This is a genomic window from Simplicispira hankyongi (genome assembly GCF_003570885.1).
GTDB classification, from domain to species: Bacteria; Pseudomonadota; Gammaproteobacteria; order Burkholderiales; family Burkholderiaceae_C; genus Simplicispira; species Simplicispira hankyongi.
This window is the reverse complement of record NZ_QXJC01000001.1, coordinates 779,451-797,004: the sequence shown is the minus strand read 5'-3', so window position 1 is coordinate 797,004 and position 17,554 is coordinate 779,451. Positions and strand designations below refer to the sequence as shown.

At 63.6% G+C, this 17,554-nt stretch carries 18 protein-coding genes; 12 read left to right on the top strand and 6 right to left on the bottom strand.

Annotation, left to right across the window (positions count from 1 at the left end; genetic code table 11):
- The first annotated feature begins 50 nt into the window (after positions 1-50).
- Both D3F03_RS03570 and D3F03_RS03565 read left to right on the top strand, forming a co-directional pair.
- Positions 51-1,475 carry a DUF2868 domain-containing protein gene (locus tag D3F03_RS03570; RefSeq protein ID WP_119107954.1) on the top strand — a complete coding sequence of 475 codons (1,425 nt, stop codon included), beginning with the start codon at positions 51-53 and terminating at the stop codon, positions 1,473-1,475.
- Positions 1,472-2,869, top strand: coding sequence for a GTPase/DUF3482 domain-containing protein (locus D3F03_RS03565; RefSeq protein ID WP_119107953.1), 1,398 nt, complete (start codon positions 1,472-1,474; stop codon positions 2,867-2,869). Before D3F03_RS03570 ends, D3F03_RS03565 begins: the two co-directional genes overlap by 4 nt.
- Positions 2,870-2,884: 15 nt before the next feature.
- On the opposite strand, the gene hemH is transcribed toward D3F03_RS03565, so the two are convergent.
- The 5 genes from hemH to D3F03_RS03540 all read right to left on the bottom strand — a co-directional run bounded on the left by hemH (position 2,885) and on the right by D3F03_RS03540 (position 7,947).
- On the bottom strand, positions 2,885-3,976 hold the full coding sequence (hemH, locus tag D3F03_RS03560; protein ID WP_119107952.1) for a ferrochelatase: 1,092 nt from the start codon (positions 3,974-3,976) through the stop codon (positions 2,885-2,887).
- Positions 3,977-4,014: 38 nt separating this feature from the next.
- Positions 4,015-4,599, bottom strand: coding sequence for an Lcl C-terminal domain-containing protein (locus D3F03_RS03555; RefSeq protein ID WP_119107951.1), 585 nt, complete (start codon positions 4,597-4,599; stop codon positions 4,015-4,017).
- 39 nt (positions 4,600-4,638) lie between these two features.
- Positions 4,639-4,998 (bottom strand): TraR/DksA family transcriptional regulator, encoded by a 360-nt coding sequence (locus D3F03_RS03550; protein ID WP_119107950.1) that lies wholly within the window; start codon positions 4,996-4,998, stop codon positions 4,639-4,641.
- A 202-nt stretch (positions 4,999-5,200) separates the two neighbouring features.
- Entirely contained in the window at positions 5,201-7,459 is a 2,259-nt protein-coding gene (locus tag D3F03_RS03545) for a TonB-dependent receptor (RefSeq protein WP_119107949.1), read from the bottom strand.
- A gap of 92 nt (positions 7,460-7,551) precedes the next feature.
- Positions 7,552-7,947 carry a DUF2946 family protein gene (locus tag D3F03_RS03540; protein WP_119107948.1) on the bottom strand — a complete coding sequence of 132 codons (396 nt, stop codon included), beginning with the start codon at positions 7,945-7,947 and terminating at the stop codon, positions 7,552-7,554.
- Positions 7,948-8,157: 210 nt separating this feature from the next.
- Between D3F03_RS03540 and D3F03_RS03535 the strand changes: the two genes are divergently transcribed.
- Positions 8,158-8,847, top strand: a complete 690-nt coding sequence (locus tag D3F03_RS03535; protein WP_119107947.1) for a glutathione S-transferase family protein — start codon at positions 8,158-8,160, stop codon at positions 8,845-8,847.
- Positions 8,848-8,929: 82 nt separating this feature from the next.
- Here D3F03_RS03535 and D3F03_RS03530 read toward each other — a convergent pair whose 3' ends face one another.
- The gene (locus D3F03_RS03530; protein ID WP_119107946.1) at positions 8,930-9,373 is read right to left on the bottom strand and encodes a universal stress protein; all 444 of its coding nucleotides are present in this window, start codon (positions 9,371-9,373) and stop codon (positions 8,930-8,932) included.
- A gap of 109 nt (positions 9,374-9,482) precedes the next feature.
- On the opposite strand from D3F03_RS03530, the gene D3F03_RS03525 reads away from it, so the two are divergent.
- The 9 genes from D3F03_RS03525 (at position 9,483) to D3F03_RS03485 (ending at position 17,543) form a co-directional block, all read left to right on the top strand.
- Complete coding sequence (locus D3F03_RS03525) at positions 9,483-11,894, top strand: heavy metal translocating P-type ATPase (protein WP_119107945.1); 2,412 nt, start codon at positions 9,483-9,485, stop codon at positions 11,892-11,894.
- 16 nt (positions 11,895-11,910) lie between these two features.
- Positions 11,911-12,048: a cbb3-type cytochrome oxidase assembly protein CcoS gene (ccoS, locus tag D3F03_RS03520; RefSeq protein ID WP_119107944.1), complete on the top strand. Its 138-nt coding sequence runs from the start codon at positions 11,911-11,913 to the stop codon at positions 12,046-12,048.
- A gap of 62 nt (positions 12,049-12,110) precedes the next feature.
- Positions 12,111-13,553 carry a cytochrome-c oxidase, cbb3-type subunit I gene (gene ccoN, locus D3F03_RS03515; RefSeq protein ID WP_119107943.1) on the top strand — a complete coding sequence of 481 codons (1,443 nt, stop codon included), beginning with the start codon at positions 12,111-12,113 and terminating at the stop codon, positions 13,551-13,553.
- Between the two features lie 17 nt (positions 13,554-13,570).
- Positions 13,571-14,200 carry a cytochrome-c oxidase, cbb3-type subunit II gene (gene ccoO / locus D3F03_RS03510; protein ID WP_119107942.1) on the top strand — a complete coding sequence of 210 codons (630 nt, stop codon included), beginning with the start codon at positions 13,571-13,573 and terminating at the stop codon, positions 14,198-14,200.
- 15 nt (positions 14,201-14,215) lie between these two features.
- Positions 14,216-14,353, top strand: coding sequence for a cbb3-type cytochrome oxidase subunit 3 (locus tag D3F03_RS03505; RefSeq protein WP_119107941.1), 138 nt, complete (start codon positions 14,216-14,218; stop codon positions 14,351-14,353).
- 30 nt (positions 14,354-14,383) lie between these two features.
- Positions 14,384-15,298, top strand: a complete 915-nt coding sequence (gene ccoP, locus D3F03_RS03500; protein WP_119107940.1) for a cytochrome-c oxidase, cbb3-type subunit III — start codon at positions 14,384-14,386, stop codon at positions 15,296-15,298.
- Between the two features lie 131 nt (positions 15,299-15,429).
- The gene (gene ccoG, locus D3F03_RS03495) at positions 15,430-16,875 is read left to right on the top strand and encodes a cytochrome c oxidase accessory protein CcoG (RefSeq protein WP_119107939.1); all 1,446 of its coding nucleotides are present in this window, start codon (positions 15,430-15,432) and stop codon (positions 16,873-16,875) included.
- Positions 16,876-16,929: 54 nt separating this feature from the next.
- On the top strand, positions 16,930-17,211 hold the full coding sequence (locus tag D3F03_RS03490; protein ID WP_119107938.1) for a FixH family protein: 282 nt from the start codon (positions 16,930-16,932) through the stop codon (positions 17,209-17,211).
- 38 nt (positions 17,212-17,249) lie between these two features.
- A complete protein-coding gene (locus D3F03_RS03485; RefSeq protein WP_119107937.1) occupies positions 17,250-17,543 on the top strand; it encodes a hypothetical protein in 294 nt (97 codons plus the stop codon).
- Positions 17,544-17,554: the final 11 nt, after the last annotated feature.

Below are 17,554 nucleotides of genomic sequence, written 5' to 3'. Positions count from 1 at the left end.
CATCGCCTGGCCGCTGCCTTGCCAGGCAGCGGCGCCCGCATTTTTTCGGCATGACACGGATCGCGCACTCGCCATTTGCCACGGCTTGGTTGGCCGAGGCGCTGCAACTGATCGAGCAGGATGGCCCGCTTGACGATTCCCAGGAGCTGGCCCGTGCGCAGCGCTGCCATGCCGCGCCTCGGGAACAGCTGCACGAGCGCACCTGGCTGCTGGGCGAGCGCCTTGGGCTGGTGGCGCAACTGACGCGCTGGCACGAGGCCGCCTGGCTGCTGATCGTGTTGGCGGCAGCGGCCGTGCTCGCCTTGGCCAACGGCCTGCTTTTTGCCGTACTGACCGATGGGCGCAGCATCAATGCGGCGAGTGCCTTGGTCTCCACGCTGGGCCTGCACCTGCTGACGCTGCTGTTCTGGCTGGGTTCTGTGTGGCTGGTGCGTGCCGCCAGCAGTTCGGCCGGCGCTTCGCTGTCATTGGGGCGCCTGTTGACCGGGCTCGCGCTGCGCTTGCCCTTCTGGCGTGGGCCACAGGCAGCGCCACTGGTGCGCGCCGGCGTGCGCCTGCTGGCGCGTGAGCGTCTTGCTCCCTGGGCCTTCGGCCTGGTGAGCCATGCGGTCTGGGCGCTGGGCTTTGTCTTCCTGCTGGGCGGTCTGCTGTTCGCTTTCGCCTTTCGCGAGTACCGATTGACCTGGGAAACCACCATCCTGGGCCCGGATTGGTTTGCGGCGTTTGCCCGCGTGACCGGGGCCTTGCCAGCCTGGCTGGGCGTTCCCATTCCAACGCTGGCGAACAGCGCCCAGACCGCAGGTGCGTGGCCCGCCCGGGAGGCTGCCTGGTGGTTGCTCTCCTGCGTGGCGCTGTACGGCCTGTTGCCACGCGCCCTGTGCGCGTTGTGGTGCTGGTTGGTGGTCAGGCGGGCGGCGCGGCGGATGGGCCTGCCGCTCGCCGATCCCTACTACCAGCAGTTGCTCGCACGCTTGCAGGCGCTGGAGCCGGCCGAGGTGACCGACGCGGAGGAACCCGGCACCGAGCACATGGTGGCTCCGATGCGCAACAGAACCGGGTATGGCACCGCCAAGGCCGTCGTGGGGTTTGAGTTGCCTGCAAGCGTGCCCTGGCCACCGCAAGCCTTGGGGGAAGGTGCGTCATTCGTGGCCCGCATTGCAGGCAGCATGGCAGAGCAAGCCGAGGTGCATGCGCGCCTGGCCCAGTTGCAGCCCAAGATTCTGGTCGTGGTGTGCGATGCCGAGGCCTCACCCGACCGTGGCGTGGCGCGCTTTTTGCGCGAAGCGGCTGCGTCGGCACAGCACTGTGCCCTGGTGCTGAGCCTACGCAGCGCAAGCGAAGCGGGCGAGAGTGCGGGTGCGGGTGCGACGGGCCTGCAGCGCTGGCATGCCTGGATGGATGCCAGCGGGCTGGGTGCCTGGAGTGTTTTTGACGGCCTCGCCGACGCTTCGCGCTGGGTGGAGGCGCATCCATGAGCCAGCCGATAGAAATCGCGGTGGTCGGCCACACGAATGTCGGCAAGACCTCGCTGCTGCGCACGCTGACGCGCAAACAGAGTTTTGGCGAAGTGTCGGACCGCCCTGGTACGACGCGCCATGTGGAGCGCATCGATCTGCACGTCGACGGGCGCGCTGCGGTGCGCTTCTTCGATACCCCCGGCCTGGAAGACGCTGTGGCGCTGCAGCACTACATGGCGGGTTTGCCCGGCGATTTTGCCAATCCGGTGGAGCGCGTGCGCGCTTTCCTTGCCGGCCCCGAGGCGCACGCTGCCTACGAGCAGGAAGCCAAGGTGCTGCGCAAGATGCTGGAGGTGGACGCTGCGGTGTACGTCATCGATTGCCGCCAGGACGTGTTGCCCAAATACCGCAGCGAGATCGAGCTGCTCTGCGCCTGCGCGCGGCCGGTGATGCCGGTGCTCAACTTCATTGCGGCTTCGGGAGCTCGGGCCGATGGCTGGCGCGACGTGCTGGCGGGCTTCAACCTGCACGTATGGATGCAGTTCGACGCCGTGGCGCCCTTTGTGGGTGCGGAGCGGCAGCTGTTTCAGGATCTGTGCGTGCTCTTGCGGCCGCGCCAGGCTGAACTGCAGGCCGTGGTCGCCGAGCTCGATCGCCAGGCGCAGGCCCGGCGCGTGGCCGCTGCCACGCTGGTGGCTCGCCTGTTGGTGCACGCGGCGGCGCAGCGCCGGGCGGTGCCCCGTGCGGAGCTGGAAGCGCCCGCCGGTCGGGAGCAGGCGGTGGCGCAGTTTCGCAAATCCCTCGCCGGGCACACCCAGCAGGTGGTCCAGGCCATCCTGGGCGTGTACGGTTTTAGGCCGGATGAAGCCGACCTGGCCCTGTCTCCCTGGACCAGTGGGCGCTGGCAAGCCGATCTTTTCCACCCCCAAACCCTGCAGGACGCCGGACGCAAGCTGGGAACGGGGGCTGCGGTAGGTGCGGCCGTGGGGCTCGCCGCCGATGTCGCGCTGGCTGGCATGTCACTCGGTGCAGCCACGGCACTGGGGGCTGCAGTGGGCGGAGTGGTCAGCCAGGGCTGGAGCCAGTTGCCGCGCAAGCTCAGGCACAAGCTGCAGGGTGTCGAGGAGCTCACCCTGGAAGACGCCGTGCTGCTGGGCTTGGCGGACAGCCTGCTGCGCCTGGTGCGCGCACTGGAGCGTCGCGGCCATGCCGCTACTGCGCGGCTGGCCATTGCTGCCCAGAGTGGGGATCAGACCGAACTGCAAGCCGTGGTGCAGGCGCTGGCGCCGGCGCGTGGCTTTCCTGAAGTGGCCAAGGCTTCTGCGCTGGCCGCCAGCCCGGACGCACGGCGCGAGGCGCTCGGCCAGCGCATCGCCAGCCTGTTGCTGCAGGCGCTTGTCGCCGGGGGTTAACCCCGCGCCCCGTGGTCAGTCGCGCGCGCCGCAGGCCAGGGCGCGCTCGCGCGAGGCGTCGCGCAGACCTGGGTTGGCCGGCTGCAGCGGCCAGCCGGCGAGGTGCTGCTGCGCAATGTCGGAGAGCGCCGCCATCCACGCCGGGCTGTCGTTCAGGCATGCGATGTAATGGAATTGCTCGCCGCCCGCGTGCAGGAAGGCTTCGCGCGCCTCCTGGTTGATTTCTTCCAGCGTTTCCAGGCAGTCACTGGTGAAACCGGGGCACACCACATCGACGCGGCGCACACCGCTTTTCGCCAACTCGATGAGCGTCGGCTCGGTGTAGGGCTGCAGCCATTTGGCCTTGCCAAAGCGCGACTGGAAGGTGACGCGCAGCTGCGTCTCTGCAAGACCCAGCCGTTCGCCCAGCAGGCGCGCCGTCTTGCGCGCCTCGCAGTGGTAGGGGTCGCCCAGGTGCAGCGTGCGTTCGGGCACGCCGTGAAAGCTCATGACCAGTTGCTCGCCCTGGCCATGCTCACGCCAGTGGGTCTCGATTTTTTTGGCCAGCGCGTCGATGTAGCCGGGATGGTCGTGGTAATGGTTGACAAAGCGCAGTTCGGGCACGCTGCGCGTACGCGCGGCCCAGGCGTAGACCGCGTCGAACACGCTGGCGGTGGTGGTCGCCGAATACTGTGGGTACAGCGGCAGTACAAGGATGCGTGTGGCACCCTCGGCCTTGAGCGCGTCGAGCTGGCTGGCAATGGACGGGTTGCCATAGCGCATGGCGTGGCGCACCAGCACTGGTACGCCGGCTTCGCCCAGCCAGCCGCGTAGCAGCTTGGCCTGTTTCTCTGTCCATACGGCCAGGGGCGAGCCCCCGTCGGTCCAGATGCTGCGGTACTTGGCGGCCGATTTGGCGGGCCGGGTGCGCAGGATGATGCCGTGCAGGATCAGCCACCACAGCGGCTTGGAGATTTCCACCACGCGGTGGTCAGCGAGGAATTCACCCAGGTAACGCCGCAGCGCTGCGGGCGTGGGCGCGTCGGGCGTTCCCAGGTTGCACAGCAGCACAGCGGTGCGTGTCGGGGTGCCGTGGCGATAGGCAGGTTCGGCGGAAAAAAAGGGCATGCGCGATTGTCGGGCAAGCGGGGCGCAGAGCCGGCCGGTCAGTCCGCGCCGTGCACCAGCCGCACCGGCAGCTTGCTGGCGCGCGAGATGTCGCCAAAGGCTTCGCCAGTGTCCATGTCCACCGCCCAGCCTTCAAGCGCTGCCAGGCGAGTGCCGCCCTTGGTCAGGCCGTTTTCGATGTTGCCGTAGTTGTAGGGGTTCACCGAGAGCTGGCGCACATTGGCCGTGCCGGACCAGTACATGCCGCCCGGGGCAGCGGGGAACAGCTGGGCATCCACGCCTGGCGGTGTCGCCTGCTTGTTCACCAGCCGGCGCAGCTCCAGACTGCGCGGCAGGCGCCAGGCATGCCCGTCTGCCGTGCTGCGGGCCTTGGCACGGGCCGTGGCCTCGGCACGGGTGAGCAGCAAGGCACGGCCGCTGCAGGTGCTGCCGCTCCATTGCATGCCTTCGACGCAGCGCGCCCACACGGTGCGGGCGCGTGGGTCGAGCACGCCGCTGCCATCGGCTGTGGGGGTGAGGGCTGTGGCGCCTGTCGGAGGTGCGCTGGGTGGGCCGGCGGCCAAGGTGGGCGCTACCGCGAAGGAACCCAGCAGCAACGCAGCAACGCAGTTCAAGGTCTTCATGGCAACACCTCCTATGCCAAAGAGCCAGCCGCCAAAGGTTCAGCGGCCCGTGTGCTGGTGTTCCCAGCGCGACTTGCAGGTGACGCAGTGCTGCGTCTGCGGTTCGATTTTCAGGCGCTCGAAGGGGATGGCACAGCCGCATTCCCCGCACTCGCCGTAAGTGCCTTCGTCCATGCGCTTGAGCGCCTGGTCGATGCGCACCAGGTCGGTGGCGTCGATGTCGGTGAGCGTCTGGTCCACTTCGCGCGCTACGTTGCGCTGCAGCACGGCGCCTTCGTCCTGGCTGGGTGGTGTCAGGTTCTCACGGTTCTGTTCCATTTGCACCAGCAGATCGGCGCGGCGCGCCAGCAGCAAGGCACGCAGTTCGTTCATTTGGGCGGTGGTCAGTTCTTGGCTCATGGGGTTCTCCTGAAAGCGTGGACGCCCGGTGGCGTGCAACGCTTCCAGAATAGCCGGTATGTCCCGACTGTGGACACGCCAGTATCAAGCTCTGTGCATCGGCACCGCCGGCAGAGTAAAAAATTTAACGCCAAAATAGCCTCTAGCGCAATCACCATAAGCGCAGACAGCTATTATTTTTATAGTTCCGTATGGGGTGGTTTTAGAACTGCATCGTCAGGCCCAGCTTGAACGAGCGCCCCATGCCCGGCACGCTGACGCCCCAAGGCACTGCCGTGCCGCCCATGGTGGCGCCCTGGCCGACGTAGGCGCCGGCCTGCGGGTGGACGTAGAAGCGGTTCGCCACGTTGTCGATGCCTGCATCAAACCGCCACTGCTGCCACTGGTAGCTGGCACGCAGGTTCAGCAGGCCATAGCCGGCGGTGGGTAGCTCGTTGCGTAGGGCAGAAACGCGCGTCTTGGCCGAGACCAGCAGCACTTCGGCGGTGCTGCTCCAGGCGCCGCTTTGCTGCGTCAGCGCCAGGCGTGCATGGAGTGGCATGGTGTTGTAGAGGCCGTCGCCGGTGTCCTGGTTGTGCCCGCGCACCTGGCTGATGGCGCCATCGAGGCGCAGATCGCCGAGCGTGTTGCTGCGGCCCAGGTCGAGGAAGCCGGAGAGGTCCATGCCCCAGAGCCGCGCATCGGCGTTGGCAAAGCGCAGGTAGACGAATTTCTGCTGGGCCGCAAGGTTGGCGGCGTTGCAGACGCTCATCATGCCGCTGCCTCCGCTGCAGCGCTCGGCATCGATGTAGTTGCGCACTTGGCTGATCCAGGGTGTCAGGCGCACGCCCCAGCGTTTGCCGCTGGCGTCGTGCCAGTCGGCGGTGGCGCTCAGCGTGTGGGCAGTTTCAGGCGCCAGGTTGAGGTTGCCGACGTAGCCGTTGCCGTCCCCGGCCAGGTTGACCATGCGCATCGCCATGCCGCCCGTGGACCAGGCGAAGCGCTCGTACAGATTGGGCGAGCGGGTCTTGCGGGAGAAGCCGAATTCGTAGCTGCTGCTCTCGTTGGGTGTGTAGCGCGCCAGGGCGCTGAAATCGAGGTTCTGGTCGCTGCGGCTGCGGTCTGTGGCATTGAACGCGGCCGCGTCGGCGCCGTAGCTCGCGTTGTAGCCCTGGACCTCGCCACTGTTGCTGCGCACATGGCTGCTGCGCAGGCCGATTTGGCTCACCCAGGCGGGGCTCCAGCGCGCTTCCCATTCGCCGTAGACGTCCAAACGATCGCGCTGGCCATCGGCGATGTTGCGGAAGATGTCGGGCGCCATCCCGCCGCCCGAGGGCATCCACCAGTCGTCCAGCCGGTAGCGCAAGGCCTCGGTGCCCACGCGCAGGGTGTCCTGCGCCGACAGGGCAATGTCGCCCGAGAGCTTGGCTCCGCTGGTGCTGCCGCGCGTGTCCATGGGCATGCCGGTGGCGACGCCGTACCGATACTGCTTGTCCGGGCCGAAGTCCATGGAATGCCGGGTCTGCTCGTGCCAGGCACGCGCCTGCAGCTCTCCCCAGGCAAAGCTGCGCTGGTAGTGCAGGTTCACGTGGGTACTGTCGTTGCGCGTCATGTCCATGCGCTGGTTGGGGAAGTTCTGGTAGGGCACGTCCTGCATACCGACTTCGAGGCCCAACAGGCTGGCGTCGCCGCGAAAGGCCAGCGAGAGTGACTGGTTGCGTGCCTTGTAGCTGCTCGACCCGACCTCGTCGCCGGCCAGGATGCGGCCCGGCTTGTCGGCACCGGCCGGGCCGGCGGCCTTGAAGGCGCGTGCGGCGTAGTAGTTGTCGGCCTGCGCGGTTGAACCGTCGTAGCGCAGGCTCAGTTGCTCGGTGGCGTAGGTGGCGCTGGCATGGCCGCCAAAGCCGTTGCCGTTGCTGCGCGCCCAGGTGCCGATTTCACCGCTCATGAGGTGGCCCTGGCCGGGCGCGGCAAAGACCGGGGGCGCCGTCTCCACCTGGATGCTGGCGCCAATGCTGTCGCCGCCCACGCTGACCGGCGCCGTGCCGGTGAACACCCGCACGGCGGACACCCGTGAAGGATCGACATACGACAGCGGCGGGTTCATGTGGTTGCCGCAAGAGGACACCAGATCCATGCCGTCGAGCTGGATGCGCAGGCGGTCGTCCGTCATGCCATGCACGCTGGGCAGGCTGGAGATGCCACCGGCACTTTGCAGGCTCAGGCCCGGAATGTTCTGCAGCAGGCTGGCGGTATCGGCGCTGGTGGCGCGCTGGGCAGCCAGTTCCTCTGGCGTGGGTTGGTCCGGCAGCACTGCGGGGGCTTGCTGGTGGGGGGCGTGCACCGTTACGGCAGGCAAGGAGGCTTCTTGCGCCAGACAGGCGAAGGGCAGGGCGGCCAGCAGGGCGCACAGCGGTTGGAGGGGGAATGCGGCAGTGGGCCAGGCGCGTGAGCGCAGTGAAAGCAAGGCAAGGGGGTGCATGCGAATCCATTCGAAAAATAAGGAAAGGCGGGCGTGTGCGCCCAAGTGCCCCCAGCGCGGCTGCGTGGGAACACGTCCGAAAAACCGAAAACTCAGCTCAGCGCCGCAGGAGGTGCTTGCGCGGGTGGCCGCACGCCGCGCTCGAATGCAGGCAGACGCGCAGCGCGCAGCCAGGCAGGTGCAGAACTTGCCGGCGCAGCGAACAAGGCAACGACCGCGGGCGCCGGCACGGGCGCCATCCCCGTACCCGCCACCGCACAGACCGGGCAGTCCATGCCGCCCATGCCCATGGGGTGGCCGGTGTCGTCTGGCGCCGGGGCATCGGGGCTGTGCGTGCTGCAAACCTCCCCCCATTGCAGCCAGTTCGATGCCTGCGCCGCCAGATGTTGGTGGCTGAGCTGCACCATCCACAGCTGCGCCAGCACAGCCAGCAGTGCAAGCAGGCTGGCCGCGCGGTAGCGGTGTTTGGGGATGCGGTGCAAAGTCACAGGGCCTGTATTGTCTGTGGGCGTGCGGGCGTTTGAACGGCCTCACCGCGCGGATGCTGGTCGATATTGCGCTGCATCAAAAGCGCGGCGTGGTGGCGCCAGGGCGCGCGCGTGGGCCCTCAGGTATTCTCGACGCGCTGCCGCCGACGGAGAGGGGACTGTGCCTTGTGCCTCGCGAACGGACGGCCTTCACCCATCAAAAGACGTGCCATGTCCCTCACCATTTACGGCATTGCCGCATCCCGCGCCGTGCGCCCCCTCTGGGCCGCCACGGAACTGGGCCTCGCCTACGACCATGTACCCCTGCGTTACCAGGAAGGTGCCACGCGCAGCGCTGAATTTCGGGCGCTCAACCCCAACGGGCATATCCCCGTGCTGGTCGATGAACGCCCAGAGGGCAAGGTTGTGCTGTGGGAAAGCATGGCCTGCACGCTCTACCTTGCGCGCTACCACGGCAAGCCCGATGGCGTGGGGATCAGCCCTGCGACGCCAGAGGAAGACGCGCAGGCCTTGCGCTGGAGTTTCTGGACGGTGACCGAACTGGAGAAAGATGCCCTGACCGTGCTCATGCACCGGCGCGTCATGCCAGAAGCCCAGCGCAAGAGCGATCTGGCGGCCGCTGCGGAAAGGCGCCTCAACGTCCCCCTTGCCGTACTGGAGGCGGAACTGCGCACTCAGCATGGGCGCGGCCGAGATTGGCTGGCCGGTACCCGCTTTACCGTGGCCGACCTGTGCGTCGCCAGCGTGCTCGCCTGGGCCATGCCGGCACGCGCCCTGCTGGCAGCACACCCACTGAGCGCGCAATGGCTGGTGCGTTGCCTGGCACGTCCGGCACAGCAGGCGATGCGCGAACTCGCACGCCAGTACGGTGTGGAGGACTATCAAAAAAATAGCTGCTAACGCTTACCCTATAAGCGCTAGCAGCTATTTTTACTTGAAATTTCGCCACCCGCAGGTGGCGCAGCGGCGCCTTAGAATTGCCCTAGCGCAGCACCAGCACGGGGATATGCGAATGCGTCAGCACATGCTGGGTTTCGCTTCCCAGAAGCAGGCGCTTGATGCCCTTGCGGCCGTGCGAGGCCATGACGATCAGATCGCACTTGTGCTTCTTGGCCGCGGCAATCACCGCTTCGGCCACCAGATCAGACTTGGCCACCACTGCTTTGGCCGTCACACCCTGGGCGCTTGCATCGGCCTTGATGGCGTCTACCGTTGTTTGGGCGTTTGCGGTCCATTGCGCTTCGATCTGCTTGACGTTCTGGGCGTCCACTGGCAATGCGCCCTCCATGTAGCTGCGCGGGTAGCGCGGCACCACCTTGAGCGCCACCAGCGTCGCGCCCGTCAAAGCCGCGAGGGACAGGGCGCTTTGCACCGCTTTTTTGGAGAGATCGGAGCCATCGGTGGCAACGAGAATGCGCTGGTACATGAGAGGCCTCTTGGATGAACACAACAATGGGCACAGCGTAGGCGCCGAGTGCGCTCTCGGACTTGATTCAAGTCAATTCCATGAAAGTAGTGTGGGTTAAGCTTGCGCCATGTCAAAGAGTTTTTCGGTACCAGCAACTTCGGCACCCCTGCCGCAAGCCCAAGGTGTCTCTGCCGAGCAGCTCCACAGCGTGGAAAATTTGCTCGACGACCCTGCGGAGTGGCCTGCGTTTGGCCGCCCGGTGGAGTCTGCAGGCGAAGGCAATCACTGGGAATCGCATCTTGTCATCGAGGGCATGCATTGCGCAACCTGTGCCTTGACCATAGAAGACGCGCTGCGCGCGGTCCCCGGAATTGAGCAGGTCGATGTCAGCGCCGCGACCCAGCGCGCGCGCGTGGTGTGGGCTGCGGATGCCACGCGGCCCTCGCAATGGCTGAATGCCGTGCGCAAAGCGGGCTACCGTGCACTTCCTGCAGTGGATGAGGCGGCACGCGCGCAACGCGTGCGCGAGAACCGCCGTGCACTGTGGCGTTTGCTGGTGGCGGGCTTTTGCATGATGCAGGTGATGATGTATGCGTGGCCGGCCTACATCGCGCAGCCTGGTGACCTGAGCGTTGAAATGGAGTCCCTGCTGCGCTGGGCCTCCTGGGTCATTACCTTGCCGGTGGTGCTGTTTGCCTGCGGCCCATTTTTTTCCAGCGCCCTGGCAGATGTCTACCATCGCCGCATCAGCATGGACCTGCCAGTCGCCTTGGGCATGGCGATCACGTTCGGGGTGAGTACGCTGGGCACCTTTCAGCCCGAGGGCTTGTTTGGGCGTGAGGTGTACTACGACTCACTGACCATGTTTGTCTTCTTCCTGCTGACGGGGCGTTGGCTGGAGCTGCGGCTGCGTGAGCGTACTGCCGGCGCGCTCGAAGCCGTGATGAACCGGCTGCCGGACAGCATCGAGCGACGCAGCGGCGACGGCAGCTTTGTCCGCGTTCCGGTGCGCCGCCTTGCAGTGGGCGACGTGGTGCGCGTGCTGCCCGGAGAGGCGTTCCCTTCGGATGGGCGTTTGACAGCCGGCAGTTCTCGGGTGGACGAGGCCTTGCTGACCGGCGAGTCCGCACCGCGCTGGCGCACCGTGGGGGCATCGGTTTGTGCGGGCAGCATTAACTTGGAAGCCGCCGTGGAGATGGAAGTCGTTCGCTTGGGCGCCGACACGCGCTTTGGCGAAATTGTCGCGCTGATGGAAAGCGCCTCGCTGCAGAAGCCCCGCCTGGCCCAGTTGGCTGACCGTGTGGCGCGGCCCTTTTTGGTTTTCGTGCTGCTGGCAGCTCTGGCGGCTCTGCTGTGGTGGTGGCCGCGCGACCCGCAGCACGCGCTGATGGTGGCGGTCTCGGTGTTGATTGTTACCTGCCCCTGCGCACTGTCGCTGGCCACCCCCGTGGCCATGCTCTCGGCCGCTGGTGCCTTGGCGCGCGAAGGCGTTCTGGTGCGCAATCTGCAGGCGCTTGAAACCCTGGCTGGCGTTGATACGGTGGTGTTTGACAAGACCGGCACGCTGACGCTCGACCGCATGGTGCTGCGCCACACCGAGGCGACGGGCGGCTTCTCGCCTTCAACCGCGCTGGAGCTGGCGGCAGCGCTGGCGCGGCACTCGCTGCATCCGGTATCGCGTGCGCTGGTGGCGGCTGCGGAGCAAGCCTTGCCGCAAGGCGCTCCGTCTTGGGACGTGAGCGAGGTTGTCGAAATACCGGGGCGGGGCCTCAGCGCGCAAGTTCGGACTATCGGCGGCACCGGTCCGGCACGGACGCTGCTGCTGGGCTCTGCCGCGCATGTGGGCGTGGCGTTGCCTGAGCGTGACTGCGTGCAGGTGTGCATGGGCTGGGCCGAAGACGCCGCTTCGTGTCGCCTGAGCGCACGTTTTGAATTGGACGAGCAATTGCGCGGTGATGCCGGGTTGTCGCTGTGTGCGTTGGCACAAGCCGGTATTGCAGTACAGGTGCTTTCGGGCGATCGGTCTGCATCGGTAGGCCGCGTGGCGCGGCGGGCGGGTATTGCCAATTGGCGGGGCGATTGCACGCCGACCGACAAACTGGCTGCGCTTTGCGCCTTGCAGGCAAGCGGGCATCGCGTCGCCATGGTGGGTGACGGGCTGAATGATGGCCCCGTGCTCGCCGCTGCCCACGTCTCCTTCGCTTTCGGTAGCGCTGTGCCGCTGGCGCGCTTGCGTTCCGATTTCGTGATGCTGGGCGGGCAGTTGCGTCTGATTGCGCAATCCATCGTGCTGGCGCGCAAGACGCTGCGTGTGGTGCGGCAAAACCTTTGGTGGGCGGCTGGCTACAACGCCTTGTGCGTCCCGCTGGCCATTGCTGGGTGGATGCCGGCGTGGCTCGCTGGCCTGGGCATGGCCACAAGCTCCTTGTTGGTGGTGCTCAACGCGGCGCGCCTGGCGCGTGCCATGCCGCCGCTCGCGCCACTGGTAGAGGCACAGGCGCAATGCACTTCCCTCGTCCATGCGCCGATGCGTGCCTGATCTTCAAGGAACTTCCATGGATATTTTGTATGTGCTCATCCCGCTGTCCGTAGGTTTGGTGCTGCTCGTGCTGCTCGGTCTTTGGTGGGCGGTCTATCGTGGCCAGTTCGAAAATATCGACCAGGAAGCGGAGCGCATTCTTCGAGAGAATTGACGTTGGTCAAAAACATTACTTACAACACGGTTAATATTTTTGCAGACTTCCAGAGGTAATCGATGACTCCTTCAACCACAGCAAATGCCGGCTATTACAACGACACCGTTGTCCGGCAGTTTTCCATCATGGCCGTCGTATGGGGCGTGGTCGGCATGCTGGTCGGCGTGTTTATCGCCTCCCAGCTGGCTTGGCCAGAGCTGAACTTCGGCATACCCTGGCTCAGCTACGGGCGTTTGCGCCCACTGCACACCAACGCGGTGATCTTTGCCTTCGGTGGCTGTGCACTGATGGGGACCAGTTATTACGTCGTACAGCGCACCTGCCAGGTGCGTTTGTTTGGTGGGCCGTTGGCGGCCTTTTCCTTCTGGGGCTGGCAACTGGTGATTCTTGCTGCGGCCATCAGCCTTCCGTTGGGCTATACCACCAGCAAGGAATATGCTGAGCTTGAGTGGCCCATCGACATCCTCATCACCATCGTATGGGTAGCCTATGCCATCGTGTTCTTTGGCACCATCGGCATACGCAAGGTGCGCCACATTTACGTGGCGAACTGGTTTTACGGCAGCTTTATTCTGGCGGTGGCACTGCTGCACATCGTCAACAGCGCGGAAGTGCCCGCCGGCTTCATGAAGAGCTACTCGGCCTATGCCGGCGTGCAGGATGCCATGGTTCAGTGGTGGTACGGCCACAACGCGGTCGGGTTCTTCCTCACGGCGGGCTTCTTGGGCATGATGTACTACTTCATTCCCAAGCAGGCGAACCGGCCTGTGTACAGCTACCGCCTCTCGATCGTCCACTTCTGGGCGCTGATCTTCACCTACATGTGGGCGGGCCCGCACCACCTGCACTACACGGCCCTGCCTGACTGGACGCAGTCGGTCGGCATGGTGTTCTCGCTGATTCTGCTGGCTCCCAGTTGGGGCGGCATGATCAACGGCATGATGACACTGTCGGGTGCATGGCACAAGTTGCGTGAAGACCCCATCCTGCGCTTCCTGATCGTTTCGTTGTCGTTCTACGGCATGTCCACTTTTGAAGGTCCGATGATGGCCATCAAAACGGTCAATGCGCTCTCCCATTACACGGACTGGACGATCGGCCACGTGCATTCGGGTGCGCTTGGTTGGGTGGGACTGATCACCATCGGCTCGCTCTACTACCTGATTCCACGCCTGTTCGGTCGCGAGAAGATGCATTCTGTCAAGGCCATTGAACTCCACTTCTGGCTTGCCACTATCGGCATCGTGCTCTACATCGCGTCCATGTGGATTTCCGGGGTGATGCAAGGCCTGATGTGGCGTGCAGTGAACGCGGATGGCACGTTGACCTATACCTTCGTTGAGGGTGTCAAGGCCACCTATCCCTTCTATGTGATTCGGGTGATCGGCGGACTGCTGTACCTCAGCGGCATGCTCATCATGGCTTGGAACGTCTGGCTGACGGTAAGTTCCGGCCGCTCCTCCACGGTGGCGATACCGGCCCTCAAGCCCGCCCACGCCTGAGTTTTGAGGATTGATTCATGTCACATACCAACAAAGTATCCAAAGGCTTCTCGCACGAGAGCATCGAGACCAACAACTTCTTGATGATCGTGCTGATCGTTCTGGTGGTTGCGGTGGGCGGCCTGGTGGAAATCGTGCCGCTGTTCTTCCAGAAATCCACGACCGAGCCCATCAAGGGACTCAAGCCTTACACGGCGCTGCAACTGATGGGCCGTGATATTTATCAGCGCGAGGGTTGCTACAACTGCCACTCGCAAATGATTCGGCCTTTCCGTGCGGAAACTCTGCGCTACGGCCACTATTCGGTGGCGGGTGAGTTCGTCTATGACCATCCCTTCCAATGGGGCAGCAAGCGTACTGGTCCGGACCTGCAACGCGTAGGCGGCAAGTACAGCGACGAATGGCACCGCATCCACCTGAACAACCCGCGGGACGTGGTGCCTGAATCCAATATGCCGGCCTACTCTTGGCTCAATACCGGCATGGTCGATCCGCAAGATGTTGCGCCGCACATGAGAGCCCTGCGCAGAGTAGGTGTTCCGTACACCGACGAGGAGATTGCCGCCGGAGCCAACGAAGTCAAGGGCAAGACGGAAATGGACGCCGTCGTGGCCTATCTGCAAGTGCTGGGCCGCTCGCTCAAATAACGGCAGGAGAACACCATGGATATCACTACCTTGCGCATCGTGTTCACGCTGCTGTCGTTCGCCTGCTTTCTGGGTATAGGCATATGGGCATTTTCCAGCCGCAACCGCGAGCGCTTTGAAGAAGCCGCACGTCTTCCCTTCGAACAAGATTGATCCGATCAGCTCCGAAAACGAGAACATCCCATGAGCGATTTCACCCACAATTTCTGGTCGATCTACGTCGCCGGCATGACGCTGGCCGGGATCATCGGCTGCCTGCTGCTGCTGTGGTTCACCGCCCGCAAGAAAGTCGATGCCACAACCGACAACACCACCGGCCATGTCTGGGACGAGGACCTGACAGAGATGAACAACCCCATGCCGCGCTGGTGGATGTGGCTGTTTGTCATCACCATCGTTTTCGGCCTGGGCTACTTGGCGTTTTATCCTGGGTTGGGAAATTTCGCCGGCAAGCTGGGTTGGACCGAAGTCAAGGAATACCAGGAGGAAATGCAAAAGGGCGAGGCCGAGATCGCTCCTGTGTATGCACGGTTTGCCTCTTTGACGACGGAGCAACTGGCGGGTGACCCACCGGCCATGGCCATTGGCGAGCGCCTATTCATGAACAACTGTGCGCAGTGCCATGGCTCTGATGCCCGCGGTAGCAAGGGTTTTCCTAATCTCACGGACAAGGATTGGTTGCACGGTGGACTGCCAGAAAACATCAGTGAGACGATCCACAATGGCCGGATTGGCATGATGCCGCCTATGGCTGCGGCGGTCGGTACGGCGGACGACGTGCGTAATGTGGCGAATTACGTGCTCAGCCTCTCTGGCAGCCCGCACGATTCGGTGCGCGCATCGCTAGGCAAGTCCAAGTTCGTTGCTTGCGCTGCCTGCCACGGCATGGACGGCAAGGGCAACCAGGTGATCGGAGCGCCTAACTTGACGGACGACATCTGGCTTCATGGTTGGGGCGAGGCAGCCATCACTGCCATGGTCAACAATGGGAAAACCAATGAGATGCCCGCGCAGGCCAGTAAGCTCACCGAGCCACAAATACGTGTGTTGACCGCCTACGTATGGGGTCTGTCGAACCGGCCCAAAGCTGCACAATGACCCTGCGCATTTCCCTGGTTTCCGGGGTCGGTATCCGATCGCTGCAACCAGGGGAATTGTCCCGAGGGTCTGAAATTTCTTTGTACGTGGCACTTTCGTCCTGATGTGCTGAATTTCTAAAGCAGTTTTCCATGAATACCCCAGGCGATAAGCCTCGCAAGGTTATCCCGATTGCCCCAGTGGCATCGGAGCCATCTGCACAGAACTCTGTGTCTTCTCTCTACGAGGCGCAGAAGAAGATCTACCCACGTTCAATTAGTGGGTTTTTCGCGCGGTGGCGCTGGGCCCTGGTGTTTCTCACCCAGGCCGTGTTCTACGGTCTGCCGTGGCTGGAGTGGGGACAGCGACAGATGGTGCTGTTCGACTTGGGCGCGCGCCGTTTCTATATGTTCGGCCTGGTGCTGTACCCGCAGGACTTCATTTATTTGACGGGCTTGCTGATCATCTCCGCGTTGTCGCTGTTTCTGTTCACCGCAGTGGCCGGTCGCTTGTGGTGCGGTTTTGCTTGTCCACAAACGGTCTACACCGAAATATTCATGTGGATCGAGCACAAGGTCGAGGGCGATCGCAGCGCCCGCGTGCGACTCGACAACGGTCCGTGGACGGCCGAGAAAATCTGGAAAAAATCGCTCAAGCAAGCACTGTGGGTGCTGATTTCGCTATGGACAGGCTTCACGTTCGTCGGCTACTTCGTGCCCATTCGCCAGTTGGGTATCGAGCTGCTGGCGCTCCAGGGAAGCTGGCAAGTGTTCTGGGTGCTGTTCTATGGGTTCGCAACGTATGGCAATGCCGGCTTCTTGCGCGAGCAAGTGTGCAAGTACATGTGTCCGTACGCACGTTTCCAGAGTGCGATGTTCGACAAGGACACACTGATCGTCACCTACGACGAAGCACGTGGCGAGCCGCGTGGTCCCCGCGTCAAGACGGTGGATTACAAGGCCAAGGGGCTGGGCGATTGCATTGATTGCACTTTGTGCGTCCAGGTCTGCCCCGTGGGCATTGATATCCGTGATGGCCTGCAATACGAATGTATCGGTTGCGGTCTGTGCGTGGATGCGTGCAACAGCGTGATGGACAAGATGCACTATCCACTCGGGTTGATCCGGTTTTCCACGCAGAACGCCGTGGTCAAAGGCTGGGGCAAGGCGGAGATTTTCCGCCACGTGCTGCGCCCGCGCGTGCTCATCTACACTGGTATTCTGGTGGCGCTGTGCGTGGGCATGCTGACAAGCCTCATCATGCGCACTCCGTTGAAGGTCGATGTGGTGCGGGACAGGGCTGCACTGTCGCGTATCGTGGCAGGGGGAAAACTTGAGAATATTTATCGACTTCAGATCATGAACGCCACCGAAACCACGCACCGCTACCGCATCAGTGCCGCGGGGCTCGATGGGCTGGAGTTGGCCTCGGAGCCCGAATTCGAAATTGAGGCTGCGCAGTCGCGTTGGGTGCCGGTCAATCTGCGCATTCCCTATGGCTCGGCCGAGCCTGGATCTCACCCAGTGCATTTTGATATTGAAGCCATTGGCACGAATGCGCATGTCCGCGAAAAATCGGTTTTTCTGGTGCCACGCTGATCAGACTGAATTCGCAGCCATGGTCGGTGCCGCCTACCTCCCTGATTGACCCTCATGATCAACCCATCCGCTCCTTCTGCTGATTCTTCCAAGCCCCAACCCTGGTGGAAATTTGGCTTTGTCTGGCTCATTTTTGGTGGACCTGCCGTCGTCGTGGTGGCATCGTTTGTCACCCTGTGGCTGGCCATTCGAACGCCGGATCCGGTGATCGATGAAAACTACTACCAGCATGGCATGGCCATCAACAAGACGCTCACCGCACAGGAGCACAGCCTTGCCCCTGCGATGAAAGGGCGCAACCATGCGGCAACACCGGCTGAAGACGTACCGCGCTGAAATCGCTGCGCCCAATTACCTTTAGAGGAAGCAAGCAGATGTGGACCCAACGCCTGATGTGGATTGCATGGCCCGCCTTTTTGGTCGCGGGCCTGCTCGAAATGCTGGTTTTTGCCATGGTCGATCCGAGTGATCTGCACTGGTTTGGTGAGCCGCTTGGATTGTCTCGCCAGGGCGTGTACACGCTGGCGTTCTTCCTGTTTTGGGCAATGACGATTGCATCCAGCGCATTGACCACCTTGCTCTCGTTTTCACCTTTCGAGGTCAATCGCTGTCCTGTGCCCAATGGCGAACGACCAGACGATTGCCGAAAAATCCACATGCGCACCTGACTTTCGCTTGG